The sequence below is a fragment of the Kouleothrix sp. 19917 genome, from assembly GCF_057073505.1.
Genome location: NZ_CP097099.1, coordinates 7,541,108 through 7,563,600, shown reverse-complemented (window position 1 = coordinate 7,563,600; position 22,493 = coordinate 7,541,108). Strand labels below are relative to the sequence as shown.

The following is a 22,493-nucleotide window of genomic DNA, read 5'->3' as shown; positions in this document are numbered from 1 at the left end:
CATACCATGATCAATCAGCCCTGGCACCGCCGATGGATACTGCTCGTTCTCGTGGTCGTTGCTGGCGCGCTGGCGCTTGGCCTCGCCATCCGGCCGCAGGCTGCCGCCGCGCAGCCCGACCCGGTGAGCGCCGCGCTGGCGCGTGCCCGTGCCGCTGGCTCGTATCACTTCGACAGCGATGTGACCCAGGTGAGCATCCCCGCTCCGAAAGCCAGCAACGTCGGGCGCGGCAGCCGCATCACGCAGCTGCACCTGCAGGGCCAGACCGACCTGCGCGCAGAGACAATGGAGATGCGTCTGTGGTCGGACGGCGGCAGCGTGCTGCTCGACCAGAGCGGGGCGGCGATCAAGATTGATCATGGCAAGACCTTCATGCGCCACGGCGCGGGCGACTGGCAGGAAACTGGCAGCGTGGCCGACGGAATCGCCCCGCAGGGCGATTTTATGGCCTACCTCAGTGCTGTGCGCGGCGTTCAGGCCCACGCGCCCGAGACGCACGCCGGCATTGTGGTGACGCGCTACAGCTTTACGGTCGATGGGCCGGCCTTTGCCACGTTTGTGCGCGACCAGCTCGAACAAGCCATGCGCGCCCGCGGCGCACTGCCCTCCGGCTCGCAGCTGGAGGTATCGCCGTATTATCGCGACATGACCGGCGACGGCGAGCTGTGGGTGGCCGAGAATGGCCTGCCGGTGCGGCAGATCCTGAATCTGGCGTTCCCCGAGCAGCGCGACGAAACACTGAACGCGCAGATCACGGTCGATTTCTCGCAGTATGGCACGCCACCCGCCAGCGCAACGGCTGGCTTCCTGGGCATGCTCAGCCAGCGCCTGCCCCATACCGGCGATGTCCTGCTCCTTGCAATCGCCTCGGTGCTGATGAGCGTCATGCTGCGTTTTCGCCGCTCGCGCCGGCTTCAGAAGGGGCTGGCGGCGTTCCTGATCACCAGCATTGTGCTTGGCCCGCTGCTGCAAGATGTGCAGATCAGCTCGTTCATGGCAGCGCAGACCGCCCAGGCCGCCACGCAGGAGCAAGAGCGCCAGCAAGGCGATTTGCAGCGCTCGCTGCTGTCGCAGGGCGACCGGCCCGAATTCAACCCGCACGCCAACCCGCTGGCAACGGCCGAGCTGGCAAATCAGCCATCCGGCGTGAGCGCTGCGCCGCAAGCGCCTTCCAGCGTGCTGGCCGCCGATACCGGGCTCGACACCGACCAGGATGGCCTGACCGACTACCAGGAGCAGCGCGTTGGCACCGACCCGGCCTATGCCGACAGCGACGAAGACAGTGTGCCAGACGCGATCGAGGTGCGCGGCTTCGCGCTTGGCGGAAAGACGTGGTATCTCAACGCCCAGCAGGCCGACAGCAATGGCGATGGCATTGCCGACGGGCAGGAGTGCTGGCAGACACCGCCGGCCGATGGCACGCCCGCCAGCCAGATCCCGCCCTGCAACCGCGACACCGACGGCGACGGCACACCCGACGTGTTCGACGCCGACAACGACAACGACGGCGTACCCGACCGGCTCGACCTGGCCCCGTTCACGGCCAGCGCGGCGGTGTTTAACGACGCCAACCCATTCAAGCTCACGCTGAACCACCTCGCGGCGCAGGTTCCGGCGTTTGTGGATTTCCAGATTCGGCCGGCGAGTGACAAGCACCTGTGGTTTGCGCTGAATGTGCTCGACTGGCCGTTCGACAGCCAGGGCCAGGTTCAGGATGTCGATGGCAAGACGTTCAAGGACGTTGTGACGGCGCAGAACGGCACGCCCGCGACAAACGACGCCAATGGCGACATGAAGCTCGTGCCGATGCTGGAATTGCGCGTGCCGAACTCGGGCGCAAACCTGCCGCCCCAGAATGTGCTGACGCCCTATGGCGTTTCGGTGCACGACTACACCGCCGACGCCAGCACCAAAATCGTGTATGTGCCGCTCAGCATCATCACCGACGAAAAGACCGGCGCGCGTGTGGCGTTTAGCGGGCGCATGCGCTACCTGCCCGGCACAAGCTGGGCGGCGCAAGATGTGCGGCTGGCCTGGGTCATCCAGAACCTTGTCGATCTGCCCTGCGACAGCGAAGACGCGCAGGCGGTGGCGCAGGGCTGCGCGACCGATGGCTACATCCATAATGTGCCGCAGGTCATACAAACCTACTACGACGACTGGAAGCTGGCCGGGCTGAACGTCAGCGAGCACCACGGCGCAAAGACCGCCGTGATCTACGAAGACCCGGCCACCGATACCGACAAAAAAGATGACAGCTCGCTCATCGCGCTGTCGCACGGCCTCGACAACTCCTTCCTGGCGGGACGCGATCAGGACAACAATGGCGTGCGCGATGTCGACATCGACACGATTGCCAGCCGCTTCGACCACACGCGCAACAGCGGCGTCAGCTCGGATCTGCGCTGGGGGCTGGATGGCGACCTGAACACCATGCGCGTCGAGCGGCACGACTACGCCACCTTCGACGAAGCTGCCGGCAACACGGTCATGACCGACACGCTTGGCGTGCTGAACACGCGCTTCAACACGAGCTGGAACGCCGACAAAACGCTCAAGCCCACGCTCATGTTCGCCTACGAGCAGCAATCGCGCGCGCTGAGCCTGGACGCGGCTGGCCTGACGGGCGGCTATGTCACGCTCAGCAACAGCGGCGCAACGCTCGACATGCAGCCAGCCAGCCAGCCGAAAGTCGCGCTGAACACACTGGTTGGCCTGAAGTGGGCGCATTTCTGCCGCGCCGCGAGCGCCACCACCTGGGCTGCCTGTGACGCGGAAAGCTACTGGAATGAGCTGGAGAGTCGCTACGTCAATCGGGCAGTGCTGCCGGGCGACCCGGCCGACCCCGACGTAGCGGCGGGCCGCATGATCGTCACGCACTTCTACGACCTTGCGCTTTCTCAGGGCATCAACAGCCTGGTGCAGCAGGACAGCACGGTGGTCTCGGGGCGCTACTCGCTCAAAACCGACTCGGAAACCGCCGCCACCGTCCGCATCACGCTGAACGGCGGCGCGGCGATTGGGCTTGCGATCGCGAACGAAGCGATTCTGGCGCGCTTTGAAAAGAAGGTCTCGCTGCTTCAGCACCTCGGCCAGCTTGTGCGCGAGGGCGCGGCGGGCAAGGCGCTGGAGGCGCTGCAAAACTTCAAGGCCAACAAAGGCACTGGGACGCTGATTGTGGTGGCCGTGGCGATTGTGATTGGCGGTTTGGTGACTGCCGCCGTGTTCCAAAACCAGGGCAACCTCGGCGCGAAAATCGCGCTCAAGACCTTTATTCTCACCGTGCAGACGTATTTTGCCGTGATCGATCCAATAATTATCCTGCGCACGCTTTCGAAAACTGATGGGCTGAAACAGCTCCTTTCGGCGGCTCCTGAGCGCCTGGGCATCTCGAAATATGCTGGCGCTATCGGTGCCGTGATCGCAATAAGCGTGACCTGGGGCTTCTTTATCTACAGCATGGTCAGCAACCATGTCTCGGCCTTTAGCCCCGAGTTCAACCGGGCGCTGGCCGAAACAATCGCCGCGACAATCTACATCATTGTGCTGGCGGTTCTCTCCGCGACCGTGATTGGGACGCTGCTGGTGGGGCTTGTTACCGCAATCGACGCGGTGCTGACCGCGATTTGCGAGCTGGGCGTGGACGACCTGCGCAACGTGCCGGGGCTGGGCGGGGCATGCTTCACGCTCGGCACGTCGGCGATCAAAGCAATTGCCTACTACCTGTACAACTACGACCTGATGGTCGATACCAGCCGCACCGACATGGTAGCGCCGGGCGGGCCGGAAACCACGCTGGCCGACCCGAGCAAAGGGTTTGTGGCCGGCAACGATCTGTCGATCACCATGCCAATCACGTCGCATGCCGTCCACAAGAACCCCGATCCATCGGCCGGCCTGTATATCAACTTCTACCTGTGGATGTTCTCGAAAGACAATCTGCGCTCGTCGACCTTCAAATACAGCCTGACCCAGCCAAACAAGCAGGACATCACGGACGTTGGGCGCGACCAGATGAAGGGCGCGTGGCAGAACGTGGCGCAGGATCACAAATACGCCGCGACGCCAATGTACGGCGGCTACGCCACCAGCACGCCAGCGCCCGTAACCGGCATCAGGATGCAGGCCGGGCTCAACCAGCCGGCGCAGTTCTACCTCAACATGGGCTACGCGCTGCCGGCCTACGAATGCTGGGGCATCCCGGTGCTGTTCGGCATCTACCCGATTCCGGTCTGCTACACGCGCACATTCAAGGGCAACAGCTCGACCAGGATCGACACGATTCGCTACGACATTTTCCCGGCCACGCTCGACGAGTTTATGGCCCTGGGCGCAAAGCCGGATGCCGGGCGCGGCATGAGCTGGGACGCGAAATTTCCTTCGCTGGCCGACGCCGACGGCGATGGCCTGCTGGCCGCAAACCATGGCGGTCTCGACCCCGACGACACGCGCTGGGATACCGACGGCGATGGCCTGTCGGACAAGTACGAGCTCGACCGGCGCCAGGGCAGCGTGCCCTTCTCGGCCATTCAGTTCGACAGCGACGGCGATGGCCTGACTGACGCGCAGGAGGCGCAGCTTGGCACCAACCCGGCAATCGCCGACAGCGACAACGACGGGCTGAGCGACGGTCAGGAGGTCTGGCACCCAGTCTATCGGCTGAACGCCAACACCCGGCAGGCCGAGCTTACCGGCGCGTGGCAGGGCGGCTGGGATGTCGCGATTGGCGGCACCACCGCGCTGACCGTGCATGTGTCGTCCAACCCCACCCTGGACGACAGCGACGGCGACGGCATCAGCGACCTGGCCGAGCGCCAGCTGGCGCAGTCGGTCGACCCTGCCAAGCGCGTCGACGAGCAGGGCGTGCCGTTCAACCCGGTTGTGTTCAACACCCCGCCGATCAGCGTCTACACCGAGACCGACAAGCAATTCGTGCGGCCCGGCGCGACGCTGACCTACACCACCACCGTGGTCGCGCACGACGCGCTGGCGCCGAGCGTGCTGGATGTTGATGCGCCGAATGCGCTTGGCGGCGCGCCGGCCCCGTATGCGCTGCCGTTCAACCCGCTGACCTTCACCGACGCGCAGACGATCACGCAGCAGACGCAATTGGCGGCCCAGGCCGGCCTGCCCTCGCAGACCCTGGCGATCAACAGCAGTGTGCGCGCGCGGCTTGCGCCGACCGGGCCAGCGACACTGAGCTGGGACCCGTTTAGCTTCAATTCGCTTGGCAGCACGGCCCAGACGGCGCGCTATTCGCAGCTGGCCGCCTCGGCCCCCGACCGGCAGGATACCTACCTCGTCACGACCATGACCTCGGACAGCACCAGCGCTGGCGGGAATGGCGCTGTGGTGCTCAACAGCGTCCCTGGCGGCACGGCGAGCAACCTCTTCACCAGCGGCGGCACCTCGTCCGCAGGTGTTTCGCCCTCGTCGATCGCGTGCAACAACAACGGCATCTGCCTGGTGCTGTGGCAGCAGCACAACCTAACGCCAACCACCGGCACCCGCGACTGGATTTTTGGCCGGCTGGTGCGCCCGGACGGCACAGTAATCGGCAACGTGACGGTAAACAACCTTGGCCCGCGCGGCTTCCGGCCCGTGGTGGCTAGCGACGGCGAGAACTTCCTGGTTGCCTATGAGCTGACTTTCCTGATCTCAACGCAGACAAGCGTGACGCAGATTGGCCTGATGAAGTTCAGCAGCTCGGGCAGCACACTCGGCTCAAGCACCGTCGAGATCGAAAACCCGCGCAGCTCTGCGACCACGGGCGTGGGCATTGCGCTGGCCTGGATCGGCAGCCGCTACCGAATCGCCTGGAAGCTGCTTCGCACCGACCCGCAGGACTACCAGCAAATCTTCGTTGGCGACGTCGACCAGAACGGCAGCCTGATCGGCTCGTTCAGCTCGATGACGCCAGCCGAGATCGGCGGCGACGAGAATGCGGTGCCATCCCTGGCCTACGACCCGGTGCGCGACCGCACCCTGATGCTGTGGAAATACCCGAACACCGACGTTCAGTACGCATTCTGGCAGGGGCCGAACCTGTTCCCCGTCACCAAGAGCGGCGTGCTGCGCGGCGTCACACCATCCGGTCCGTCGATTGCTTCGATCCGCACGCAGCGCCAGCCGCACGTGGCCTACGACCCCATCCACGAAGCATGGTTCATCAGCGCCAGCGGACGCTCAAACCTGCTCAAGACCGATCTGTCGTATAGCTACCTGGTGCCTGAGCAGGTGGTGCTGAACAACTCCGACGTCCCAATCGCCTGCCCGGCTGTCACCACCCTGCCGGTGGCCGATCTGCGCTTCGAGGAGCAGCCCGGCGCCACCACCTTTGCCGACAGCTCGGGCCACGGCTTTACGGCCACGGCAAGCGGCAGCCCGGCGGCGGGCATCGCCGGCGCGGTCGACAGCTCGGGCATTGCGGCGGGCACGCCATCCTCGGACTACGCGCTGTCGCTCACGGACGCGGGCCAGTACATCAGCTTTGCGTCGCCAATCGACGCGCAGAGTCGCTTCAGCATTGCCTTCTGGTATCGTGCCCACGCGGACAGCGGCGGCGGCGCGTTCATCCTGGGCGACACACCCGGCGGCCTGCGCATCAATATCAACCCGAACGCGAATGGCGCGCTGATATTCATGCTCAATAACACCATGGTCTCTGGCCCGTCGGGGCTGAACGACGGCGACTGGCACTTCATTGTGGCGACCAGCAACCCAACCAGCGGCCAGCGCCAGCTGTTTGTCGATGGCGATCTCGCGCCCACCACCGAGAACGGTCGCGCGCCGTTTACGCCCGGCACGGCGCTGTTCGCTGGCGGCAACCCGGCCGATCTCGACCAGCTCCAGTTCTACAAAGTCGCGCTCGACACGGGCACGGTGAAGGCGATGTACGACCGCACGCTGCAATCGTACTGTGTTGGCGTGAACAACTACCGCTGGAGCAAGCTCAACGTCAGCGCGACAGACACGCGCGGCGGCAAAATCACCGCGACTGGCGGCCTGACCGTCACGATCGACGCCGACAAGCCAGAGTCGACAATCGAGGGCCTGAGCAACAACCAGTACCTTCAGGGCAACCAGATCCTGACCATCGGCGGCAGCGCCAAAGACACGACATCCTACGTCACTGGAGTCGAGGCCAGCATCAACAATGGTGCCTGGCAGGCGGCCAGCGGCGCGGCCACCTGGGCCTACAATCTCGCGCTCACCGAGGGTGCCTACGCAATCAGGAGCCGCGCCACCGACGTAGCTGGCAATGTCGAAACGCCCGCTGCGGGCATCACCGTGATTGCGGACGCCACCGCGCCGCAGCTGACGCTGGGCGCGCTTTCGGCCAAACCAATCAAGCCGACCCGCAATGCCAGCGGGCAATGGACGATCACGCTCAGCGGCACCGCCAGCGACCCGGCGATTGGCAGCCGATCGGGCAGCGGCGTGCAGACCGGCTCGGTCGAGGTGCTGCTGCGCGGGCTGGGCGGCGCGGCCCAGGGCAACGGCTGGCAGCAGGCTACGCTCAACGGCAGCAACTGGTCGCTCACCTACGCCTTCCCCGACGGCTTGCCCGACCCGACCGGCGGTTACGCCGTGCTGGTGCGCGCAGCCGACAAAGTTGGCAACCACAGCGCCGACGACGCGGCCAGCGGCACGCTGCTGCTCGACGTCGCCGGCCCGACCGTCGCGCTCAACCCAATCGACGCCACGCGGCCAGTGATCTCCGACACCCTCACGCTGGGCGGCGTTATCTCCGACACAGCCAACATCCCGGCCAGCGTCGCCGGCGTCGACAAGCTCGAAATCGCCTTTACGCCGGTCGAGCAGATCGCGGCGCTGCCTTCCGACATCACCAGCGACCAGGCCGACGCGCAGCTCAATCGCTCGTGGCTGGCCGCAAGCGTCGCGCAGCGCGGCGATGGTGTGGCGACCAGCGCCTGGAGCTACCGTGTGCCGTCGGGGCTGGAAGGTGAATACCAGATCGACCTGCGCGCGACCGACCGGCTTGGCAACGCCCTGCTCACGTCCAACATCTGGCGCGGCGTGATCGACACCCTGGCCCCGCGTGTGACTGTGACGGGCACGCGTGGCGCAACCTCGTGGTACGACTACAACAGCGGCTTGCAGATGTACGATCTGTCGTTCACCTGCGCTGTGACCGACCGCTATATCGATGAAGGCAGCTTCAGCTGCCCGGCCGGTGGCGCAACGCCGACACGCACCTTCGATACCAACCCGGCCTTGCAGGCGCTGTTCCCCGACCGCACCATTCTCAACGGCCTCGCGGTGTCGGCGGCCTACTGGTGGCCCGACCCGAACGTGAGCATCCAGGCCGGCGCGTGCGACGTATATGGCCACTGCGCCTCGATTGGCAGCACGCTTCAGCCGGCCAGCGCTCCAGCGTTCGCGGCCAAAGCCGTCGCCGTGAACGCCGCGCCAGGCGCACAGGCGGTGCCTGGGGCCCCGGTAGCAGTGGTTGTTTCACCAACCAAAGGCAGCTTTGTTGCCGCCACCAGCGCGCTCAGCGTCACGGTTGCGGCCGAGGCTGGCGCGTCACTCAGGCAGGTAGCGATCAGCCTGGACAACACCGTCGTCCAGACACTGAGCTTTGCCCAAACCGACGCGGTGACTCGCACGCTGCGCACGGTTAACATCAGCGGCGTGGGCCAGGGGCCGCACACGCTCAGCGCCCGCGCAACCGACTGGGCCGGCGCAAGCCAGGGCACGTCGCCTGTGGTCGCGTTCACCGCCGACGCGCAGCCGCCGTCGGTCACGATTGACCCGGCGACGCTGACCAGCGCCGACACCTGGCAGCAGGGCAGCGGCGTGCTGCGCTTCAACGGCACCGCCAGCGACAGCGTTGGCCTGGCGGCGGTGCAGATCCGCGAAGGGAATCACGCATTTGCCGACGTGGAATTCGGCAACGGCACCTGGAAAACGGCGCTGCCAGTACAGGATCCCGAAGGCCGCGCGCTCAGCATCACCGTGCGCGCAATCGACCGCGCCGGGCGGATCAGCCAGGCGACCCAGACCATTGGCACGAACCTGTCGTCGAGTAACCCGCCGGACACCAGCATCAGCGCCGGGCCGGCCAACCCAAGCACGACGAACAGCGCCAGCTTCACCTTCACCGGCACGCCGGGCGCGAGTGGCCCTGAAGTGACAGCATTCGAGTGCCAGCTCGACGCCAGTGCCTTCGCGCCGTGCGCCAGCCCGCAAAGCTACGCCGATCTCAGCAAGGGCGCGCATACCTTCCGCGTGCGCGCGGTGGACGCGCAAGGGTTTGTCGACCTGTCGCCAGCCAGCGCAAGCTGGACCGTCAGCCCGAGCGCGCTTGACGCGACCATCACCACAAGCCCGACCAACCCGAGCAGCAGCCGCGACGCCAGCTTTAGCTTCAGCGGAACCGGAAGCTCGCTTGAGTGCGCGCTCGACGCGGCCAGCTTCAGCGCGTGCACCAGCCCGCAGCGCTACACTGGGCTGGCCTATGGCGCACACACCTTCCAGGTGCGCGCCCGCAGCGGAACCGGGCAGGCTGGCGCTGCCGCAGCATTCAGCTGGACGGTGGTGAACGCCGCGCCAGTTGCGGCCAGCCAGACCCTTAGCGCGCTCGAAGGCAGCATCACGCCGATCATGCTGGCGGCCAGCGACAGCGACCCGCTGACCTACCGGGTCGTGAGTGGCCCGGCGCATGGCGTGCTGCAAGGCACCGCGCCAAACCTGACCTACCTGTCCGACAGTGGCTTTGGCGGCAGCGATAGCTTCACGTTTGTCGCCAGCGATGGCCAGCTGGACTCGGCTGCGGCGACGGTGACGGTGAACGTCACGCCGCTGTATCGCGGGCCAGTGTTTACCAAGGGGCCGAATGTCACGGTTCTTGAGGATTCGGGCGCGTATAATGCTGCCTGGGCTAGCGGAATCTCGGCTGGCACTGGCCGCCCGCCACTCAGCTTCGCCATTACCGGCAACAGCAACCCGGGCCTGTTCAGCGCAGCCCCAGGCATTGCGCCCGATGGCAAGCTCAGCTTCACGCCCGCCGCGAAGGCCAGCGGCACGGCAAGCATCACGGCGGTGATCAAGAGCAGCGACGGCATCACCAGCCCGCCGCAAAGCTTCACGATCACGGTCACGCCCGTCAACGACGCGCCGACGATTGTGCTGGCGGCGGGCGGCCAGTGCGCTGCGAGTGGGGCAAACGGCACCTTCAACCTCGCGGTTGCCGACGTGGATGGTGACGCGCTTAGCCTGAACGGCAGCTCGTCGAGCGCCACACTCGTGCCCGCCAGCGCAATCACGTTTGGCGGCAGCGGAACCAGCCGTACAATCACCGTCGCGCCGGTGGTGCCGAACAAGAGCGGCAGTGCGGTCGTCACGCTCACACTCAGCGACGGCAAGGGCGGCAGCGCCACGCTGACGTTCGCGGTCGTGGTCGGCACCACTGGCAACGAGACGATCAGCGCGAGTGGCAGCGGCGCGCAGATGGTCTTCGGGCTGGCCGGCAACGACGCGCTGAATGGCGGGAGTGGCCGCGCCCTGCTGTGCGGCGGCGACGGCAACGACAGTCTGAACGGTGGGGCAGCCGACGACGTGCTGGATGGCGGGGCGGGGAACGACAGCCTGAGCGGCGGGGCAGGCAACGATGCGCTCGCGGGCGGCACTGGCAACGACAGCCTGAGCGGCGGGGCGGGCAACGACAGCCTGAGCGGCGGCGATGGCAACGATGCGCTAACCGGCGGGCTGGGCGCTGATTTCTTCAGTGGTGGCGCGGGCAACGACAGCGCAGCCGACTTCAACGCGAGCCAGGGCGACACGCGCGACAACACGATACCGTAGGCCAGAGCCGGTCAAAATCTATCCACAGATGACGCAGATGGCGCAGATGAGAGACCTCATATCTGCGTCATCTGCGTCTACTCGCGTTCTCATTCTATAGCGGCTTGCAGAACAATTGACCATGTGTGTGGCGATGAAAAGCGCGTTTTGATGCGGAAAATGTAACTGCCGACTGCATCCTGCCCACTGCAAACTGCTATAGCATTGACATGGCCCCGGCAGGTTCATAACGATGCCGTGGCCGCACACCAACCGTGGTATCATACGCCCTGCTGTGCCTTGTGTGCAGGCAACTTCCTGAAATGCCAGAGTGTGACAATGGACGGACACATACCTATGGATACCCAACGCATCGTGGCTGTCGAGTGGGCGCGGCTGCAGGCCCAGCGGCCACGCAAGGCTGGCAGCAATGCTCGCCTGGGCGAGCACGGCATCGCCATCAACGTGCCGATCCTGCGCATCACCAACGAGGATGGCGCGCGGGGCTTTGGCACCTATTATGGCGAGCCAGAGCGCACCACGGTGCTGCTGGGCCAGCCGCTTGGCGAGCTGTTCGAAAATAGCCGTGGCGTGCGCGAGCCGTGGCTGCCATTCGAGTATCCGCTCTGGGATCTCGCTGGCCAGCGGGCCGCCCTGCCAGTGTATGCCCTGGCTGCCTCGCTTGCAGGCGCCACGGTGAGCGAGCCGTTTCGGGTGCCGTGCTACGACACCACGCTCTACTTCGACGATCTGCACCTCGATTCGGATGAGGCCGCCGCTGAGCTGATTGCGTCCGAGGCCCGCGAGGGCTATGATCGTGGCCACCGTGCCTTCAAAATCAAGGTTGGGCGTGGCGCGCGGCACCTTGCGCTCGAGCAGGGCACACGGCGCGATATCGCAATCATCCGAGCAGTGCGCGCGGCCGTCGGTCCAGAGGCGGCGATCATGCTGGATGCCAACAATGGCTACAACCTCAACCTTGCCAAGCATGTCCTAGCCGAGACCGCAGGCTGCGGGATCGTTTGGCTGGAAGAAGCCTTCCATGAAGATGATGTGCTGTACCGCGACCTGCGCGACTGGCTGTCGCAGCACGACCTGCCGGTGCTGATTGCCGACGGCGAAGGCAAGGCCGACCCACGGCTCATCCAATGGGCAAGCGCAGGGCTGATCGACGTGATTCAGTACGATATTTTTGGCTATGGCTTCACGCGCTGGCTGGCGCTTGGCCGCGAGCTGGATGCCGTGGGCGTGCGCTCGGCACCGCACCACTATGGCGGCTATTACGGCAACTATGCGTCCTGCCATCTGGCGGGCGCGATCCAGCGTTTTACGTATGCTGAGTGGGACGAAGCGACGACCGCAGAAATCGATACCTCGGGCTACACCATTCAGGATGGATGGGTATCGGTACCGAATACGCCGGGATTTGGCCTCACATTAGACCAGGCGAGGTTCGAGCAGGCGATTGCACGCGATGGCTTCAGGCGATCTCTGTAGAATACGGCCACTCGGGGCGTTGGTGCAGGCACAGCCACCAATGCCTCGCGCATTTCTTCGTCCATATTCGTGAAAACCCTCACCGCACCACTATCACCTATTGCGCTCGTAGATCAGAATGTGAAAGCCGCTGCCAACAGTTTTCGCAGATCTGAGCCGTAGCCGCTTTGTCGCGCCCGTTTCCCCAAACAGCCGCTTGCCAGCCCCAACAATAACCGGGTAGATCTGAAGGTGCAGCGCGTCCGAGTTTAGTGTCTCGTCGAGCTTGAATGCGTCGCCTTTCTGACCACGGTTGAAGGCATCGGCCTAGCCAACACGCGCAAAACTTTTGATACCATTTCAACATTGGCTGGCCCTGCCGTTGATACTCCGCAGCGCAATTCTGCCCACAGCCTCAGGTATAATGCACCAGCATGGAAACTTTTTGGAAGTTCGTTCATGCGATTGATGAAACAGGATTAGTACTCTGGAAAATAAATTTCCCTGTACTCAGCTTCCAGGAAGCTCAAGCCAGTTTTCCTTCAATCTGGTAGCCAGAGTAGCTTCCTGGAAGCTTGCCCGTTGTATACACGAACTTTCTTGCCAGAGTAATTAGGAGTTTGGCGTTGTGATAGGACGACTGACAAGCCCGCGCGTAGCGGTGTTTTTGGTTTTTGTGGCCTCGTTGTTCATGAGTATTATGGATGGGACGATTGTCAACGTGGCGCTTTCTACGATCAGTCGCGATTTCGGTGTTGGCATTGCTGCCACCGATGTGATTGTGGTGGCGTACCTCGTGAGCATGGCGGTGACGATCCCGGTGGCTGGCTGGGTTGGCGATCGCTGGGGCAGCAAGCGCATATTTCTGGCAGCACTGGCGCTGTTCGCCTTCGCCTCGGCGCTGTGCGGGTTATCAATGACGCTGGGCCAGCTTGTGGGTGCGCGTATTCTGCAAGGCGCTGCATCTGGCGTGCTGACGCCAATTGGCACGGCGATGCTGTACCGAACCTTTCTGCCGCACGAGCGCGTGCGCGTGTCGCGGATTATGATTGTGCCGACGGTGATCGCGCCGGCCAGCGGGCCAGTGCTCGGCGGCTTCCTGGTCGATCACTTTTCGTGGCACTGGGTGTTTTTTGTGAATGTGCCGCTCGGGCTGGTCACCTTGCTGTTCGGCTTCATGTACCTGCGCGAGCACCGCGAGCCGCAGGCGGGTGGCTTCGATCTGAAAGGTTTTGTGCTGGCGAGCGCTGGTTTTGCGCTGCTGATGTATTCCATCACCCAGAGTAGTGTGTATGGCTGGGGTTCCTGGCGCATTCTGGCGTGTCTGGCGATTGGCCTGGCCGCGCTGATTGCGATGGTGTTTATCGAGCTGCGCCTGGCGAACCCGATGATCCAGCCGCGGCTGTTTGGCAACCACCTGTTTCGCACCTCAAACCTTGTTTCGCTGTTCGGCCAGGCTGGCTTTATTGGCCTGCTGTTCGCGGTGCCGCTATTTCTGCAACAGGGCCTCGGCCACACAGCGTTTGAGACCGGGCTGTCGACATTCCCCGAAGCGCTCGGTGTGCTGGCCTCGTCGCAGATCGTCGGGCGGCTATACTCGCGGGTTGGCCCGCGCCGCCTGATGGGCTTTGGGCTGCTGTGGGTCGCCGTCATGATCGCGCTGTTCTGCACCGTTGGGCCGGGCACCAGCCTGTGGATTGTGCGCTTGCTGATGTTTGCAACGGGTGCGGGCATGGCATACGTTTTCTTGCCGGTTGGCGTGGCCGCATTCGCCACAATCTCTCCCGCCGAGACCGGGCGTGCCTCGGTGTTGTTTCAAGCCCAGAATCAGCTTGGGGGCGCGTCAGGCGTGGCGCTGGCGAGCAGCCTCCTCGCGGCAATGGGCACCGCGTCTGGCGCGGGGCTGCCTCAGTTCGCCGGTTACTACGCAGCATTTGCATCTGCCGCTGCCCTGGCGCTGATTGGCGCGCTGATCGCCTTCACGCTGCGCGACGCCGACGCCGCCGCGTCGATGCGCGCCAACGCTGCCGGTGCTGAGACTTCGCCCGCCGTCATGCACTGAAACAGCGCACAAGTGCTTCTGCGCCTGGTTCACCTGGAAGAGTCAAGCCCAGGAGCGCTTGCTGTTACCCCGCAGTGCTGGTGCCGGCCAGTTCATCGGGATGCCGGGCAGCCAGGTGCTTGGCATGTGCCGCACGCCCGGTCGCGCGCAAGCGTGCCACCACGCACCCTGGCTGGTCGCGGAGGCTCACGGTGTCAGCCGCGCGCAGATCGCGCTTGCCTGGCTGCGTCATCAGCCCCGAGCTGGGGGCCATTCGCAAGCGCATCCCTGGCATGGCGCTGGCGTAAAGCAGTCGGCAGTCAGCAGAAGCCAGTCGTCAGCAGCACTAAGGCATCAGAAAGCTATCGCGTACAAGATTGACGGCTCATCCATTGTGACGAATGCTGTAAGCGGAGGCACTGAATGCTCCTGCTGCCCGATTGACACAAGTATTGTGCCGTGGTATTCTGCGGCCACTATCTAAGGAAGGTTAGGAGTTAACCGTGTCGGTGACTTTCGTCAGCGTCCAGATCGTTTGCGTCGAGTATCGCACCCGCGTGCTCGGAGTCGACGATGCGTGCAGCCTGGCTGCGCCGCTGCGGATGCTGAGCGACTGATCTTCCTTCTCTCGCGAACCATCGGGCCGTAGGCGTAGTGCCTGCGGCCTTTCTTTTTGCCGGGCCGGGGTGTGTGCAGGCGCACGCACACTGGCCCGGCTTTGTGTTTTCGTTCATCATTTTTCACTATGGAGGACCTATGTGTACTCGATTACGACTGGTGATTGCTCGGCTGCAGTACGTGACGGACGACCAGGTTCCCGGCGCGCGATGGCGCAATATGCGCCCGGTGCCGATACACGCAGAGAGGAACGTCCACCATGGATCAGCGCAAACGTCGCCGGTTTGGCCAGGGCGCAGGATGGGACCCGGTGGCCAATTGGTATGCTGGCTGGGTCGGTGAAGCGGGCAGCGAGCACCACCGCTACCTGGCGATCCCGGCAGTGCTTGGCCTGCTTGCACCCGCACCCGGCGAGCAGATTCTGGATATTGGTGCAGGGCCGGGCGTGCTGGCCCCAGCAATTGCCGAGGCCGGCGCGAGCTATCTCGGGGTCGATGCGAGCCCGCGCCTGCTTGCCTATGCGCGCCGCACGCATGGCGCGCACGGCAAGTTTCTGCTTGGCGATGCGGCCCGCCTCGACCAGCTGCATGGGCTGCGCGCCAGCTCTTTCGATGGCGCGGTGTTTCTGCTGAGCGTGCAGGACATGGACCCGCTTGATGCGGTGCTGGCGTCGGCGGCGTGGGCGCTGCGCCCCAGCGGGCGGCTGGTGATTCTGATGACACATCCCTGTTTTCGGGTGCCGCGCCAGAGTGGCTGGGGGTGGGATGAAGGTCGCAAGCTGCGCTACCGGCGAGTCGATCGCTACCTGACGCCGCTGGCGGTGCCGCTCAAGAGCTACCCTGGCGGGCGTGGCGCAACACGCAGCTACCACCGCCCGCTTGAGGCCTATGTGCGCGCCCTGGCCGACAGTGGCCTCCTGATCGACCGGCTGCTGGAGCTGCCAACCTACCAAAGTGCGCCGGAAGGGCCGCACGCGCGCGCCGAGAACCTTGCCAACCGCGAATTCCCGGTGTTTCTTGGCCTGCGCGCCTGGAAGATTGGGTGATGAATATGTGCGGGCAGGTGCCTGATAGTGCGCTTTCAGCGCAGGGTTCAGGGAAGGGGGGATAGGTTTTGGTGATTACAATGCAGAAACTCTTACCCGATTTCCGCATTGCTTTCTTGATAATGCACTAGGTGCCTGCCCTGATACGATGGAGGATACATTGGTGACAGAAGCAAGCTGGCAGAAGTACGTGCTTGCCTTCGCGATTACTCCTGCTCGAACCATAGCGTGAAGCGAACCGGCGCGTTTGTGGCGTCAGCAGTGTAGCGAATCTCGGCCAGGTCGCCGTTGCGCGTGACATGCGGGCCGGCTGCGTTTGTCTCGACGCGCACGGAAAGCCCCGGCAGCGCCCAATGGTCGTGGCGCAGCGCAGCAAGATCGACACCTTCCGCCGCGATCTGAAACACAAGGGTTGAGTCGTGGCTGGCGGGCTGCGCGCAAACGAGTGACAGGCGCTCGCGCTCGGCCCAGGCGTCGGTGGGCGCGCTGGTGCGCAGCCGCAGCCAGCCAAGCTGCCCGCCCGCAGCCTGCCAGTGCGCGGTTGCGGGGTGAAACTGCTCGTTCATGACGTGGCTGCTGGACGAGTCTTCTGCGCCGAGCATGAGGCGCGGGCCGAGCCAGGCGGTGGCAACGCGCCGCGGTTCGGTAGCGATCACCCGCTCGACCTGGCGCTCACCCTGGAATGCGAGGAAGTGCGGCAGCGCCTCGGCGGGGATGTGCGCGCCCAGCAGCGCAACCAGCGGCGCAATCGCGAAATCCCAGCTGTGCTCGAATGGCTGGCTGAGGTCGGGGAAGGGCGCGCGCGCGTAGCCACACCCCAGCCAGATCCACATGCCCACGCCTGCCACGTAGCGGCGCATGTCCATGCCATAGCTGCGGTCGTAGGGGCCGGCGAGGTTGCGCATCCCAGCGTGGTAGAACTGCGCAATGTCGCTCCACAGCGCAGCTTCCATTTCGGCCCCGGCTGCGCGCAACGCTGGCGCGGATGCGTAAGAACGCCACAGCGCCAGCGCATACAGGTCGATTGCGTAGTAGGTTGGCGAGTTGTATTCGTCGAAGGTGCGGTTGGCGCGGAAACGCTGAAGAGTCTCGGCGGCGAGCTGCTCGGATTTAGCCCGCCACGCCGGTTCGCGGAAGCGCGCCGCGCCAAAATCGAGCAGAAAGGCCGTCATCAGCGCGATGTTGGTGTAGCTTGCGGGCACATTCCGCGCCAGCGTGCCGGCAATTGCGCGGCGCAGCGCGGTGTCGATGCGGGCGATCAATGGTTCGGGCAGCAGTGCCGGGTATTCGAGCAGCGCGACGGCCAGCGCCGTGCCGATGAACTCGCGCCAGTTCGGGTCGTAGTCGCGCCAGACGACCGCGCCGGGCGGGGGCAGCGGCTCGTGCGGCGAACGATACCATGTGCCGTGATAGGGCTCGCCGGGCGCGTCGAACTGGTAGTTCAGCAGCGCGTCAATGGCGCGGCTGGCGCGGGCGGCGTCGCCGGACTGGTTGCGCAGCAGCAGGCCAAGCGCGTACCAGGCAGTTTCGCGCACAAGGTGAACGTCCGCGCGCACATTGCCATCTTCGTAGAAGGCGCGATTGGGCATCTGGAACAGGCCAGCCGCGTCGTTCCAGCAACCATCCATCCAGTTCAGCGAACGCTCGGCGAGGTCGCGCGCGTTTGGGCCAAGGTGTTCAAGATGTGTATTGCTCATATTTTTGCGAGATTATCCACAGATTACGCAGATGACGCAGATTGTGTTGTGCTTGAGAAAGTCAATCTGTGCAATCTGCGTAATCTGTGGATCAAATATTACTGCGTCTGCATACGCCCGGGCCAGGCGGCGGCGTCGATCAGGCAGGCCGGGCACTCGCCATTCAGCACCTGAATGACCTGATCGACCACGCCCTGCGACATGCGCCAGTAGCCCTTGTCGGTGTTGCTGGCGACGTGTGGCGTCACAACGACATTTTCCATGCGCAGGAGCGGGTTGTCGGGGCTGGGCGGCTCGGGGTCGAACACATCCAGGCCCGCGCCGCCGAGATGCCCGCTTTGGAGCGCGCGAATCAGCGCGGCCTCATCGACCACCGGCCCGCGGCTGACGTTGATCAGGAATGAACCCGGCTTCATCATGGCGAACTGCGCGTCGCTCATCAGGTGGGTGGTTTCGGGCATGAGCGGCGTGTGCAGCGTGAGGAAGTCGGCCTGCGGCAGCAGTGCTTCCAGGCTATCGACCTGCGTCATGCCCTCGGGCAGGGTGGCCGCGCTGCTCAGAAATGGATCGAAGATGATGGTGGGCATGCGCAGGCCGAGCGCGCAGATTTCGGCCACGCGCCGCCCGATGCGGCCGTAGCCAACCACGCCGAGCACGCGATCGCGCACTTCCACGCCGCGCAGGTCGTTGAGCGTCCACGGCGCGTTGTTGCGCAGCCAGCGGTCGGATTTTGCAATCACTTTGGCGACAGCCAGCAGCAAGCCCACAGCCTGCTCGGCGGTGCTTTCGGTGGGGGCGTCGGGCGTGTTGGCGCACATCACGCCATACTGCGTGGCCGTCGGCACGTCGAGCGTGTTGTAGCCAATGCCGTGGCGCACAACCAGTTTCAGCCCCGGCCCGGCCTGCTCGATGAACGCGGTGCTGACCTGGCTCGACCCGATCACGGCGGCTTCGGCGCCGGGCAGGGTATCGTAGCTGCCGCCCACAACCTCGGCGACGGCTTGCAGACGCGCCAGCGCCTCGGGATGCAGCGCAACCTCGGTCCAGACTTTTGGCTTCATTGGCGGAACTCCTCGTTGAGTGGCGGCTTAATACAGTTTGCCAGAAAGGTCCTGCGCGCTGGCGCTGGCGGTGCCGGCGAAATCGACCGCATTTAGCTCGGCCTGCGCGGCTTTGGCGAGAAACGCGCCGTCGCTGGCGAGCGCCAGGAACTGGAAGCCCTGGCCGATGCGCATGCTGACCTCGCCAGCGGTGAAGCAGTGTTTGCCGGCCGCGCGCCCGACTTTTTTCGCCGCTTCGAGCACGTGGAGCATGGCGGCTTCGTGCTCGGTTCCCGGCCCGGTTTCCTTCATGGTGATGCCCATAGAGAGCGCGAGGTCGTTCGGTCCGATAAAGCAGCCAACCACGCCATCGACGCTCAGGATGGCCTCGGCCTGCTCGACCGCCTGAATCGTTTCGATCATCACAATCACGGCCAGGTTGTCGTCGGCCCAGGTGCGGTAATCAACGTCGAGGTAGGCGGCGACGCGGCTGGTGGTGTAGCTGCGCTGGCCGCGCGTGGCGTAGCGCATGTTGCTGACGGTGGCCTCGGCGTCGGCGCGCGAGTTGACCATTGGCACCACCAGCCCGAGCGCGCCAGCGTCGAGCGTGCGCTGAATCCAGATTGTTTCGTTCCAGGGCACGCGCGCCAGCGGCACCGCGCCGCCAAGCTGGATGGCGCGAAAACAGTTGACCATGGTGTCAAAGCCGACCGGGCTGTGCTGAACGTCGACCACCAGCCAATCCCAGCCCATGTTGGCCAGGCTTTCGGCCGAAACAGGCGAGCAAAGCGTGAGCCAGCTGCCGACGCATGGCTGCCCGCCGCGCAGCTTTTCGGTGACCGGGTTGGTGGCGATCTTCTTCGACCGGAAACTGTCCACGGTACGCCTCCTTTGGTGAAATAGGGTGAGGTTGTCACGAATTTAGGAACTATACGTTGTGATATACGCATAACGCACTATGGTGCCAAAAGTGCGTAGTGCGTAGTGCATAGGAACAATCAACCCCTGCGCTGAAAGCGTATCAGGAAGCAAGCGCGCCGCACGACTGGCGAATGAAAAGCTCCTGCGGAAAGACCACGCGGCGCGGCGGATCGGCGCCATTTTCCATAATGTCGAGCAGCATGCTGACCAGGTGCTTGCCCATGGCGGGCATTGGCTGGCGCACCACCGTGAGCGGCGGGTCGGTCTGCTGGGCGAGCGGCAGGTCTTCAAAGCCGACCAGCGCAATGTCGGCGGGCACGCGCAGCCCGGCATTACCGATGGCGCGCAGCACGTCGAGCGCCATGCGTGTGGGCAGAAAGATCGCGTCGGGCCCGTGCTGCAAGAGCTGCTGGGTTGCGCTGTAGCCGTTGTTCATGCCGGCCGCCGCGACGAGATTGTCGTCAAACGGGATGCGCCTCTCGGCCAGGGCGCTGCGATAGCCGGCCAGCCGCTCCTGGCTGGCAAAGGTTTCGAGCGAGCCAACCAGCAGCGCGACGCGCCGCCGGCCATGGCCGAGCAGGTGGCTGATGGCGCTGTGCGCGGCGCTGCTATGGTCAACCGCAACATAGCTGACGTGCTCGAGGTCGCGGGGCCGGCCAAGCGCGACAAATGGCACGCCGCTGGCCGAAAGGCGGCGCAGCAGCGGCTCGCTGGCACGGTCGTCGGCGCCGCGCACGATGATGCCATCCACGAAGCCGCGGCGCGTGATCTTGGGCAGAGCAAGCTGCTCGTCGTCGGCGCTGCCGAGCAGGAACAGACTGAGCAAATAGCCGCGCTCGTGGCACGATTGCGTGACCTGTTCGGCAAATTGCAGCACGGTGGGGTTGTGAAGCACGGTGCTGGCGGGCGCGGGAACCAGCAGGCCAATCACCTGCGAGCGCTGCGAGGCCAGCGAGCGCGCGGCGGCGTTGGGCTGAAATGACGTTTCGGCCAGCACTTTGAGCACCCGCGCCCGCGCCTTGGAGCGCGTGCCGACGAGATTGTTCAGCACGCGCGACACCGTGGACGGCGAAACGCCGGCCATCCGGGCAATATCGTCGAGCGTCAGGTCGGGCATGGCTGCGTGCCTCGCACAAGAGCGGCTGGTGGGCGGGGCAGAATGGTAGTGCATATTGCAAGCGCTTGCGTTTTCTTATCCTACACGCTGGGCCTGGCTTTGTCAACACGGCTATAAACAGGACGCGGACGCACGCGGAGAGCGCGGATGAGTTGGATATGAAACCATCTATCGGCGTTCGTCAGCGTTTATCCGCGTCCAATATGAATAAACAGGACGCGGACGCACGCGGAGAGCGCGGATGAGTTGGATATGAAACCATCCATCGGCGTTCGTCAGTGTTTATCCGCGTCCAATATGAATAAACAGGACGCGGACGCACGCGGAGAGCGCGGACGAGTTGGATATGAAACCATCCATCGGCGTTCGTCAGCGTTTATCCGTGTCCCATCTCATGCAAAACCCTTCTGACTCCTGACTTCTCACTTCTGACTCCTGCGAATATTGACAGGCACGCGCTTCTCCCCTATCATCGCAGCGATGCAAGCGCTTGCACCAGAATGCGCAGCAGCGAGGCTTTTTGATGCACCAGGAAGGGTTGGCGCACATGGGAATGCTTGACGGAAAAGTGGCGTTTATTACCGGCGGGGCGAGCGGAATTGGCGCGGGCACGGCCGAACGTTTTGCCGAAGAAGGGGCGCGGGTGGTGCTGGCCGATATGCAGCCCGAGGCCGGCGAGCAGGTGCGTGCGACGATTGCGGCGCGTGGCGGCGATGCCCTGTTTGTGGAATGCGATGTGCGCGAGCCCGCCTCGGTCGAGCGGGCGGTGGCGCAGGCGGTGGCGCATTTCGGGCAGCTCAATATTGTGTATGCGAACGCCGGCATTAATGGCGTGTTCGCGCCAATCGAGGAGCTGGAGCCTGAGGATTGGGACCGCACGATCGACACGAACCTGAAAGGCACCTACCTGACCGCGCATTTCACCGTGCCGCACCTCAAGCGCGCGGGCGGCGGCAGCATCATCACCACCAGCAGTGTGAATGGCACGCGCAGCTTCGCGTACCCCGGGGCGAGCGCGTACAGCACCTCGAAGGCCGCGCAGGTGGTGTTTATCAAAATGCTGGCGCTGGAGCTGGGGCCGCACAACATCCGCTGCAACGCGGTATGCCCGGGCGCGATCCGCACCAACATCGGGCAGCGCACCGAGCGGCGCAATACCGAGAGCATTGCGATCGCCATCCAGCTACCGAAGGGCAACCCGGCGATCAACAAGGGCCGCGCCGAGCCGCGTGAGGTGGCGGATGTGTGCCTGTTCCTGGCTTCCGACCTGAGCCGGCATGTGTCAGGGGTCGAAATCTATGTGGATGGCGGGGCTTCGCTGTTGTTTTGAGGATGCAGGAATTTGTCCACAGATTTCGCAGATTGCGGACGTTTGTAAAGCGCAGGGCGGTTGAGCCACAGAGCGCACAGAGATCACCGAGTGTAGCTTCACTCTTTGATTCTTCGAGTCTTTGTGGTTAGAAAAGCCAGGTAGCTGCATCCGCAGATTTCGCAAAGGCTAATGAAGCAATGTGCATCAGAAGCGCATCCTGAGTAGCGCGAAGCGTGTATCGAAGGGTGCGCGCTATGCTCTATCTTCCGCAGATTTCGCAGATTGCGGACGTTTGTAAAGCGTAGGGCGGTTGAGCCACAGAGTGCACGGAGATCACCGAATGTAGCTTCAATCTGCGAGTCTTTGTGGCCTCACCAGCTTTCGCGCGGTGAACTTGGTGCCTGCCGTGGCCCATTG

Annotated in this window: 11 protein-coding genes; 5 read left to right on the top strand and 6 right to left on the bottom strand. The window is 64.3% G+C overall.

The genetic code is table 11. The features are described from left to right. The first annotated feature begins 6 nt into the window (after window positions 1-6). Complete coding sequence (locus tag M1P90_RS30440) at window positions 7-10,830, top strand: Ig-like domain-containing protein (RefSeq protein ID WP_483699495.1); 10,824 nt, start codon at window positions 7-9, stop codon at window positions 10,828-10,830. A gap of 336 nt (window positions 10,831-11,166) precedes the next feature. Then, a complete protein-coding gene (locus tag M1P90_RS30435; protein ID WP_483699493.1) occupies window positions 11,167-12,306 on the top strand; it encodes an enolase C-terminal domain-like protein in 1,140 nt (379 codons plus the stop codon). A 93-nt stretch (window positions 12,307-12,399) separates the two neighbouring features. Here M1P90_RS30435 and M1P90_RS30430 read toward each other — a convergent pair whose 3' ends face one another. Then, the gene (locus tag M1P90_RS30430) at window positions 12,400-12,543 is read right to left on the bottom strand and encodes a hypothetical protein (RefSeq protein WP_483704709.1); all 144 of its coding nucleotides are present in this window, start codon (window positions 12,541-12,543) and stop codon (window positions 12,400-12,402) included. A 370-nt stretch (window positions 12,544-12,913) separates the two neighbouring features. On the opposite strand from M1P90_RS30430, the gene M1P90_RS30425 reads away from it, so the two are divergent. After that, window positions 12,914-14,347 carry a DHA2 family efflux MFS transporter permease subunit gene (locus M1P90_RS30425; RefSeq protein WP_483699492.1) on the top strand — a complete coding sequence of 478 codons (1,434 nt, stop codon included), beginning with the start codon at window positions 12,914-12,916 and terminating at the stop codon, window positions 14,345-14,347. 64 nt (window positions 14,348-14,411) lie between these two features. Here M1P90_RS30425 and M1P90_RS30420 read toward each other — a convergent pair whose 3' ends face one another. Further along, the gene (locus M1P90_RS30420; protein WP_483699490.1) at window positions 14,412-14,606 is read right to left on the bottom strand and encodes a hypothetical protein; all 195 of its coding nucleotides are present in this window, start codon (window positions 14,604-14,606) and stop codon (window positions 14,412-14,414) included. Window positions 14,607-15,203: 597 nt separating this feature from the next. Here M1P90_RS30420 and M1P90_RS30415 point away from each other — a divergent pair. Beyond that, window positions 15,204-15,989: a class I SAM-dependent methyltransferase gene (locus M1P90_RS30415; protein ID WP_483699488.1), complete on the top strand. Its 786-nt coding sequence runs from the start codon at window positions 15,204-15,206 to the stop codon at window positions 15,987-15,989. A 206-nt stretch (window positions 15,990-16,195) separates the two neighbouring features. On the opposite strand, the gene M1P90_RS30410 is transcribed toward M1P90_RS30415, so the two are convergent. The 4 genes from M1P90_RS30410 to M1P90_RS30395 form a co-directional block, all read right to left on the bottom strand. After that, window positions 16,196-17,686 carry a hypothetical protein gene (locus tag M1P90_RS30410; protein WP_483699487.1) on the bottom strand — a complete coding sequence of 497 codons (1,491 nt, stop codon included), beginning with the start codon at window positions 17,684-17,686 and terminating at the stop codon, window positions 16,196-16,198. A gap of 98 nt (window positions 17,687-17,784) precedes the next feature. Further along, window positions 17,785-18,747, bottom strand: coding sequence for a hydroxyacid dehydrogenase (locus M1P90_RS30405; protein WP_483699485.1), 963 nt, complete (start codon window positions 18,745-18,747; stop codon window positions 17,785-17,787). A gap of 27 nt (window positions 18,748-18,774) precedes the next feature. Further along, window positions 18,775-19,605 (bottom strand): HpcH/HpaI aldolase family protein, encoded by an 831-nt coding sequence (locus M1P90_RS30400; protein WP_483699484.1) that lies wholly within the window; start codon window positions 19,603-19,605, stop codon window positions 18,775-18,777. Between the two features lie 142 nt (window positions 19,606-19,747). Further along, entirely contained in the window at window positions 19,748-20,764 is a 1,017-nt protein-coding gene (locus tag M1P90_RS30395; protein ID WP_483699482.1) for a LacI family DNA-binding transcriptional regulator, read from the bottom strand. A 553-nt stretch (window positions 20,765-21,317) separates the two neighbouring features. Here M1P90_RS30395 and M1P90_RS30390 point away from each other — a divergent pair. Further along, entirely contained in the window at window positions 21,318-22,094 is a 777-nt protein-coding gene (locus M1P90_RS30390; RefSeq protein ID WP_483699481.1) for an SDR family oxidoreductase, read from the top strand. Window positions 22,095-22,493: the final 399 nt, after the last annotated feature.

Excerpts from the sequence above, each read along its gene's own strand:
- M1P90_RS30395 (WP_483699482.1), bottom strand. The coding sequence starts at position 20,764 with ATGCCCGACCTGACGCTCGACGATATTGCCCGGATGGCCGGCGTTTCG.
- M1P90_RS30435 (WP_483699493.1), top strand. The coding sequence starts at position 11,167 with ATGGATACCCAACGCATCGTGGCTGTCGAGTGGGCGCGGCTGCAGGCC.
- M1P90_RS30415 (WP_483699488.1), top strand. The coding sequence starts at position 15,204 with ATGGATCAGCGCAAACGTCGCCGGTTTGGCCAGGGCGCAGGATGGGAC.
- M1P90_RS30410 (WP_483699487.1), bottom strand. The coding sequence starts at position 17,686 with ATGAGCAATACACATCTTGAACACCTTGGCCCAAACGCGCGCGACCTC.
- M1P90_RS30405 (WP_483699485.1), bottom strand. The coding sequence starts at position 18,747 with ATGAAGCCAAAAGTCTGGACCGAGGTTGCGCTGCATCCCGAGGCGCTG.
- M1P90_RS30390 (WP_483699481.1), top strand. The coding sequence starts at position 21,318 with ATGCTTGACGGAAAAGTGGCGTTTATTACCGGCGGGGCGAGCGGAATT.
- M1P90_RS30440 (WP_483699495.1), top strand. The coding sequence starts at position 7 with ATGATCAATCAGCCCTGGCACCGCCGATGGATACTGCTCGTTCTCGTG.